The following is a 7,244-nucleotide window of genomic DNA, read 5'->3' on the forward strand; positions in this document are numbered from 1 at the left end:
CGGCCGTCGGCGTGCGCCGTGCGACCGCCCGACCCGTCAGCGCCGGTCGACGAGGTCCAGCTCGAGCCACGTCGCGAGGTCGGTCACCTCCTGCTCGACGTCGGCGCGCTCGGCGAGGTCCCAGAGCTTCTCGCGGCCCTCGGTGCCGGCCACGGCCACGTCCCCGCGCGCGACGAGGACGTCGAGCAGCATGCGGACGTTGCGGCCGTCGTTCCACCCGCTGGACCGCCACGGGCGCGCGCACGTGTCGGGGATCGCGGCGGCGGGCAGCGGCCCGTCGGCGCGCAGCACGTCCAGCACGTCGTCACGGGCGGCGGAGTTGTCGGCGAGCCACTCGCGGACGCCGGGGCGCGCGGTGACGTCCCAGGCCGCCATCTCGGCACGGAACAGCGCGACGTCCTCGGCGGGGCGCAGGAACCCGCGCAGGTGCACGAGGCGCTGCCCGTCGACGAGGTCCTGCAGCTCGCGCGGGTCGTAGCCGACGCCGATGCGGCTCCACAGCACGACGTCGGCGCTCGGCGCGACCGCGCTCGTCGGGTCCGGCTGGAGCACCGCGAGGTGCCGCACGACGTCGAGCACGTCGGTGGGCCGTGGCGCGGTGAGCAGCTGCGCGCGGACCGCGACGCGACGGGCGTCGGCGGGCGTGAGGCGGTGCGCGCGCGTCATGCGGCCACGCTAGGCCGGTGGTGCGGTCCCGTCACGGGCGCGCGGGTGCCTCGCCGACGCCCAGGCGCCGCCGACGGCCAGGCGGTGCGGACGGCGTGGCGGCCGTGACCGGGCCGACCGGCTACACCGGCGCACCGCGCAGCACCGCCGCGGCGACGAGCACCAGGGCGAGCAGCGCGGCGCAGGCGACGGCGACGGTCACCGCCCGCGACCGCGTGCTGCGGCGTGCGAGCAGCACGGCCACGACGACCCCCGCGACGAGCACCCCGGACCACACGCGTGCCACGCCGACCCGCTCCGGCGAGCACCCGGGGGGTGCCGGGTAGATCGCGGCGCACACGCCCTGCACCGGGGTCGCCCAGTGCAGCGCGAACCACGCCCAGCCGCCAAGCAGCAGGACGCCGACCGCGGCGACCAGGGTGGCGGCGCCCGGCCGGCGTGCCGCGGCACCGGGCGCCTCGGACGGGGGTCGCGTCGTCGCCATGCGGACGAGCATGCCGCACCACGTCGCGCCGCGGGCGCGGTTCGGCGTCAGACGGCGGACGGGGCCCGGCGTCGCGCGCGCAGGCCGACGCCCGCGCCGATCCCCAGAGCACCGGCCGCGACGGTCGGCCAGAACGCGTGCGCCGGCGTGCCCGCGAGCGCCCCGGCGGCGGCCGCACCGGCCGAAACCCCCAGCACGAGCGACGTCGCCAGCAGCGCCATGGTCGACGCGACGCGCCCGGCGGGTGCGACCTGCTCGGCGCGCGCGTACCCGCTGACCAGGAGCGTGCCGGCACCGACGCCGAGCACGACCGCGCAGGCCGCGGCGACCCACGGGCCGGGGACGGCCGTGAGGCCGAGCGCGCCGGTGAGCAGCGCGGCACCACCGGCGACGACGCGCGCGGCGACGCTCGCCCCCCGGAGCCGGGACACCACGACGCTCGCGATCGCGCTGCCGACACCGGAGCACGCGTAGATCAGCCCGGTGAGCTCCTCGGTGCCGCGGGCGGCGTTGACCGCGGTGAGACCGGTCTGCGTCGAGCCGAACGCGATGCCGACGCTGCCGGCGACGAGCATCGGCAGCACGAGCGCACCCATGGGCAGGCGCGCGGGTCGGTCGGTCACGACGCGGGTGGCGTGCCGCGGCCACGCGTGCCGCTCGGTGCGCAGGAACGCCGCGAAGGCGCCCTGCCCGACGACGGCCGCCGCGACGAGGACCCACAGCGCGGTCACGGGCCCGAGCAGCGCGACGAGCAGCCCCGCGACGACGGGCCCGACGACGAACCCGACCTCGTCGGCCGCGACCTCGTAGCCCATCGCGCGGCCGAGCACCCGCTCCTGCCCGCTGCGGCGCGCCACCAACGACCACCGCGACCGCGCGATCGACCCGACCTGCGGGTTCGCCGCACCGACGAGCCCCGCGCACAGCAGCAGCGTCCACGTCGAGCCCGTGGTCGCGGCGAGCACCCCGAGGAGCGCGCCGACCTGCACGAGCGTCGCGACGACGACCACGGGCAGCGGCCCCCACCTGTCGACGGCACGCCCGACGAGCGGCGCCCCGAGCGCGGTGCCGACGCCGACGACCGCGACGGTGACACCACCGAGGCCGACGCCGAGGCCGGACGACGCGACGATCATCAGCAGGCCGAGCTGGATCATCGAGGCCGGCAGCCGGCCGAGCAGCGCGGTGACGAGGAACGGCAGCCCGCCGACGGCGATCAGCGACGGCTGCGGCGCGGGGCCGGGCGTGCGGGTGGGCGCGCTCGAGGGCGCGACGATCTGGGACGACACGGCAGTCTCCGGGGACGTCGGGAACCCGTGCGCCCCACCCCACACACGGAAGACTGCCCCTGATCAGCCTCCAGGATACGACGCGCCCGTCGTGATCGGCCGGCGGAGACGGTAGACGCCGCAGTCACCACGCCTCCGGACGGCGCGAACCGGCGTCGACGGCGGTCACGTCGGCCGGATCGCACCGGCGCCTGGACCGCTCACCCGCCTGGCCGCGCGAGAGGTCGGGCTGCTCACTCGCTCGTACCGACGCCAGGCGCTCCGAGATCCTGGCTCGTGACCACCGTGGTCTCGTGATCGACCGGGACGGAGGTCAACCCGTACACCAGGCCTGCGACGAGCGAGAGGGCAGCAAGTGCCACCCCGACGAGGTGCCATCGACGTGAACCCGTGCACCCGATCAGCTGCGTCAGTGCGAACGCCATCGCCGCGAGACCTGCCAGGGCACCCCACAAGGGGTTCAGCAGTGCGAGCACGAGCGAACCAGCCGCGAATGCGACGCTCGTGGCGCCCATCGATCGGGCCCCATGCTGGGAGCGGGTGGCGGTCGGCATCGGGTTCACGATAGCGGGCGTCGGCAGCCCGGCAGGCAAGGACTGCGCTACCGGGCTGCCACGTGCCTCACACGGAACAGGAACTCGAGGTGGAGACTCCACCCGAGCTGTTCACTCGGGTCCGCAAGCACGGATAGGCGTTCTGGATCGGCAACTGGGAGACAGGACCGGCGTGGAACTTGAACTGAGTGAAACCACCGATGTTGCGAGCAGAGAAGTCGATCTGATCAGTGACCTTACCATCGTAGTACCAACCTGGGAATCGCACCTGACCCGTCTGGCGAGTCCACTTTGCCGTGGCAATCTTCCCGCCCTTCGAGCAGTAGTAGAGCGTCGTGTAGTAGTCGTAGAGCACGCCACCTAGGAGGTTCTTCCCGGCGCCAGCCGCCTCGCGAGAGAAGCAGGCGTCATAGCTCGCCGCCGCAGCCGCATGCTGGCCGCCCGCGATGAAGGCCTCTCGCGCGACGACCTCACTGACCGGCGAGACCGTGACAGCAACGGTCTCGGCGTCGAGAGTCAGCCCTTGCATCAGCAAGTCCGCCTCGAAAGCGCTCAACTCGCTCGCAGCAGCCAGCGGATCGAAGGAGCTGAAGACTCCCTCGGCGACCGCAAGCGCCTGCTCGTTGGTCGCGCCGGGATCAGCGTTGGCCCCAGCCGGTGACGCGCCCGCCAGCAAGACGGCGAGAACCGCCACTGCTGAGACCCGTGATCGGTCTCTCAAGATTGATCTCCTCCCGAGCGATGCCTTCGACGCCTCTCGAAAGGGCACCAGAGGCACTGAAGAGTGGGGTGTTCACATCTGCCCCGCACCGAGGATCCCCCACCTCGGAGCCACCTGTCAGTAGCGCGAAAAGATGAACGCATAACCGAGCAACAAGGCACATCGCCTGGTAGGTGTGCGCGCGTTGTCATGAGAACACCATCCGCACGCAAGAAGATCGTGGATATGTTGCCTGTTGCACAACTTCATCGGTTGATTCGCAGCGAGCGAGCACGCGAGCACTGAGCAAGGACCAGCGACACGCTCCGTGAGTGGTGGAGGATGCGCGACAGTTGTGCGGTGTGCACGGCGCTGGCCGGAGCTGACAGCGGACGGAGCGGCGTGGTGACGAGGAACGGCAGCCCGCCGTCGTCATGGGCGTCGCGTTCACGGCGACGAACGTCTCGCACCGACGCGGGGTACCGGGTGATGCAGGAACCCCCGGCCGGATGTTCTCCGACCGGGGGTCCTGTCTCTGTGCGCGAGGCGGGATTTGAACCCGCACGCCCTTTCGGACACTGGCACCTGAAGCCAGCGCGTCTGCCGTTCCGCCACTCGCGCGCGCTGGAGAACGCTAGCACGCAGCAGCCCCCACCGACGAACCGGCCCCGGGCCCGCCACCTCGCGCGCGCCCACGCACTCCAGTTCTCTCGCGCGCGCACGCGAGAGAACTGGACACGGAGGGACCCATCGGGCACGCAAGTGGGCACATATGCGACCAGTCACCCGGTGCGTCGCGCCGACACGCGGCGGCGCGACCAGGCGCCCCGCAGCCCGGGCACCCGTCCGGCGCCCTGCACGGATACCATCGACGCGGACCGTCGTGGCTTCGCGCCCGCCGGGCCACGGAGCACGCTGCACGGGCCGCCCGGTCCGCGCACGGCGGGGAGGGAGGTGGACGTGGGGTTCCTCGACAAGTTCGAGAACGGCGTCGAGCGCGTCGTCAACAACGCGTTCGCGCGCGCCTTCCGCAGCGAGGTCAAGCCCATCGAGCTGGCCGACGCCCTGCGCCGCGAGCTCGACGACCGCGCCGCCGTGGTCGGCCGCGACCGCACCGTGGTGCCGAACGAGTTCACGATCGAGCTCTCCACCGCCGACTACGACCAGGTCGAGGCGTGGGGTGCGGAGGCCCTGGCCGAGGAGCTCGCCGCCAACGTCACCGACCACGCGGCGAGCCAGCACTACGCGTTCGTCGGCCCCGTGACGGTGTCGTTCAGCGAGGACACCGAGCAGGACGCCGGACGGTTCGCCGTCCACAGCGCGACCGTGCGCGGCGCCGTGGCCCCCGCGACGTCGGCGGCCCCCAGCCCGCGGCACCCGCTCATCGACATCGACGGCCAGCGGTACATCCTCACGGGCCCCGTCACGGTCATCGGCCGTGGCTCGGAGGCCGACATCATCGTCGACGACCCCGGCGTCTCGCGCCGTCACCTGGAGATCCGGGTGACGCCGGACGGCGTGGTCGCGAGCGACCTCGGCTCGACCAACGGCGTGTTCGTCGAGGGGCACCAGGTGCCCGCCGCGACGCTGCTCGACGGCAACACCCTGACCATCGGCCGCACCCGGATCCTGTTCTGGACCGGCGGCGACGGCGACGTGGACGAGTGATGCCCCCGCATGAGTGAGCTGACCGTCACCCTGCTGCGGCTGGGCTACCTCGCGCTGATCTGGCTGCTCGTGCTGTCCGCGATCACCGTGCTGCGCCGCGACCTGTACGGCACGCGCATCATCGACCGCCGCCGCCCGGCCCCCAAGCCGGCACCCGCCGCCGAGGCCCCCGCCCCGGTCGGCGAGTCGCCCCGCGCACCGCGGCGCTCCCGCAGCGGCGGCGGCCCGACGCGGCTCGTCGTCACCGAGGGCCCGCTGCGCGGCACGACGCTCCCGCTCGGCTCGTCGGCCGTCGTGATCGGCCGCGCCCCCAGCTGCACGCTCGTGCTCGACGACGACTACTCGTCGTCCCGCCACGCGCGGATCTTCCCGCAGGGCGACCAGTGGTTCGTCGAGGACCTCGGGTCAACCAACGGCACGTTCGTCGGCGAGCAGAAGGTCGAGCAGCCCACGCCCGTCCCCACCGGTACCGCGGTGCGGATCGGCCAGAGCCTGCTCGAGCTCCAGAGGTAGCCGCGTGACGGTCGCCCTCCGCTACGCCGCGCGCTCCGACGTCGGCCTCGTCCGGTCGGACAACCAGGACTCCGCCTACGCCGGACCCCACCTGCTGGTGGTCGCCGACGGCATGGGGGGGCACGCGGGCGGTGACGTCGCGTCGTCCGTCGCGGTCGCGGCGCTCGCGCCGCTCGACGGCGAGTCGCACGGGCCCGACGACGCGCTCGACCAGCTCGAGACCGCCCTCGACGACGCCCGGTCGGAGATCATCGCGCGCAGCGACGCCGAGCCCGACCTCGCGGGCATGGGCACGACCGTCACCGCGATCCTGCGTGCGGGCAACAAGCTCGCGATGGTGCACCTGGGCGACTCGCGCGGGTACCTGTTCCGCGACGGCACGCTCACGCAGGTCACCACCGACCACACGTTCGTGCAGCACCTCGTCGACACCGGACGCATCACGCCCGAGGAGGCCGAGCACCACCCGCAGCGCTCGGTCGTCATGCGCGTGCTGGGCGACTTCGACGCCGACGTCACCGCCGACCTGTCGGTGCGCGAGGCCCGCCCGGGCGACCGGTGGCTGCTGTGCTCCGACGGCCTGTCCGGCTACGTCTCGGCCGAGACCATCGCCGAGACGCTCGCGGACGTCCCCGACCTCGACGCGTGCGCCGACCGCCTCGTGCAGCTCGCGCTGCGCGCCGGCGGCCCCGACAACGTGACCGTGGTGCTCGCGGACGTCGTCGAGCTCGACGACCTGCCCGACGGCGCGATGCCGTCGACCGCGAGCGCGGTCGTCGGTGCCGCGGCCGTGAGCCGCAACCGACCGTCAGCCGCCGCGGACGGGCCCGCGGCGCGCGCGGCACGGCTGTCCCGCAGCGCCCGGTCGGCGCCCGCCGACGACGGCACGGACGGCGACGACGGCCCGGCCCTGCCCGCCACGGTCGAGGCCGCTCCCGAGGACGACGACGAGCCGCTCGCACCGCCGCCGCGCCGCCGCGGCCTGGTCGTCGCGTGGGTCGTCGCGGGTCTCGCGCTCGTCGCAGCCCTCGTCGGCGGGTACGCGTGGACGCAGACGCAGTACTTCGTCGCCGAGTCGCAGGGCGCGGTCGCGGTCTACCGCGGGATCCCGCAGAGCATCGGGCCGGTCGACCTGGCCGAGCTCGTCGAGGCCTCGGACGTGCAGGTCGAGGACCTGCCTGCCTACCTGCGCGAGCGCGTCGAGCAGACGATCTCCGCGGGATCGCTCGACGAGGCGCGCCGCCTCGTCGCGATGCTCGCCGACGACACCGAGCCCACGCCCACGCCGGTCCCCACGCCCACGTTGTCGTCGACGCCCGGCGCGACGCTCGACCCGATGCCGACCGAGCCGGTCGTGCCGCCGCCCGCCG

At 73.8% G+C, this 7,244-nt stretch carries 8 protein-coding genes and 1 tRNA gene; 3 read left to right on the forward strand and 6 right to left on the reverse strand.

Annotated elements, in window-relative coordinates:
• Window positions 1-36 precede the first annotated feature (36 nt).
• The 6 genes from CS2_RS05535 to CS2_RS05560 all read right to left on the reverse strand — a co-directional run bounded on the left by CS2_RS05535 (window position 37) and on the right by CS2_RS05560 (window position 4,314).
• Entirely contained in the window at window positions 37-666 is a 630-nt protein-coding gene (locus tag CS2_RS05535) for a winged helix DNA-binding domain-containing protein (RefSeq protein WP_070319216.1), read from the reverse strand.
• Window positions 667-787: 121 nt separating this feature from the next.
• Complete coding sequence (locus CS2_RS05540) at window positions 788-1,150, reverse strand: hypothetical protein (RefSeq protein WP_134851638.1); 363 nt, start codon at window positions 1,148-1,150, stop codon at window positions 788-790.
• A gap of 47 nt (window positions 1,151-1,197) precedes the next feature.
• Window positions 1,198-2,439 (reverse strand): MFS transporter, encoded by a 1,242-nt coding sequence (locus CS2_RS05545; RefSeq protein ID WP_156442010.1) that lies wholly within the window; start codon window positions 2,437-2,439, stop codon window positions 1,198-1,200.
• Window positions 2,440-2,672: 233 nt separating this feature from the next.
• Window positions 2,673-2,993, reverse strand: coding sequence for a hypothetical protein (locus CS2_RS05550; protein WP_070319218.1), 321 nt, complete (start codon window positions 2,991-2,993; stop codon window positions 2,673-2,675).
• 67 nt (window positions 2,994-3,060) lie between these two features.
• Window positions 3,061-3,687, reverse strand: coding sequence for a hypothetical protein (locus tag CS2_RS05555; protein WP_070319219.1), 627 nt, complete (start codon window positions 3,685-3,687; stop codon window positions 3,061-3,063).
• Window positions 3,688-4,231: 544 nt separating this feature from the next.
• A tRNA-Leu gene (locus CS2_RS05560) sits at window positions 4,232-4,314 on the reverse strand.
• A 339-nt stretch (window positions 4,315-4,653) separates the two neighbouring features.
• Between CS2_RS05560 and CS2_RS05565 the strand changes: the two genes are divergently transcribed.
• The 3 genes from CS2_RS05565 to CS2_RS05575 all read left to right on the forward strand — a co-directional run.
• The gene (locus CS2_RS05565) at window positions 4,654-5,361 is read left to right on the forward strand and encodes an FHA domain-containing protein (RefSeq protein ID WP_046529701.1); all 708 of its coding nucleotides are present in this window, start codon (window positions 4,654-4,656) and stop codon (window positions 5,359-5,361) included.
• Between the two features lie 9 nt (window positions 5,362-5,370).
• Window positions 5,371-5,874 (forward strand): FHA domain-containing protein FhaB/FipA, encoded by a 504-nt coding sequence (locus CS2_RS05570; RefSeq protein WP_070319220.1) that lies wholly within the window; start codon window positions 5,371-5,373, stop codon window positions 5,872-5,874.
• A 4-nt stretch (window positions 5,875-5,878) separates the two neighbouring features.
• Window positions 5,879-7,244: Stp1/IreP family PP2C-type Ser/Thr phosphatase (locus tag CS2_RS05575; RefSeq protein ID WP_070319221.1), on the forward strand; the 1,366-nt coding region annotated here is incomplete at its 3' end.

It is taken from the genome of Cellulomonas iranensis NBRC 101100 = JCM 18110 (assembly GCF_001552375.1).
Taxonomy (GTDB): Bacteria; Actinomycetota; Actinomycetes; order Actinomycetales; family Cellulomonadaceae; genus Cellulomonas; species Cellulomonas iranensis.

Bases quoted from the DNA above. Each gene is read 5' to 3' on its own strand.
- CS2_RS05540 (WP_134851638.1), bottom strand. From the start codon at position 1,150: ATGGCGACGACGCGACCCCCGTCCGAGGCGCCCGGTGCCGCGGCACGC.
- CS2_RS05550 (WP_070319218.1), bottom strand. From the start codon at position 2,993: ATGCCGACCGCCACCCGCTCCCAGCATGGGGCCCGATCGATGGGCGCC.
- CS2_RS05570 (WP_070319220.1), top strand. From the start codon at position 5,371: ATGAGTGAGCTGACCGTCACCCTGCTGCGGCTGGGCTACCTCGCGCTG.
- CS2_RS05535 (WP_070319216.1), bottom strand. From the start codon at position 666: ATGACGCGCGCGCACCGCCTCACGCCCGCCGACGCCCGTCGCGTCGCG.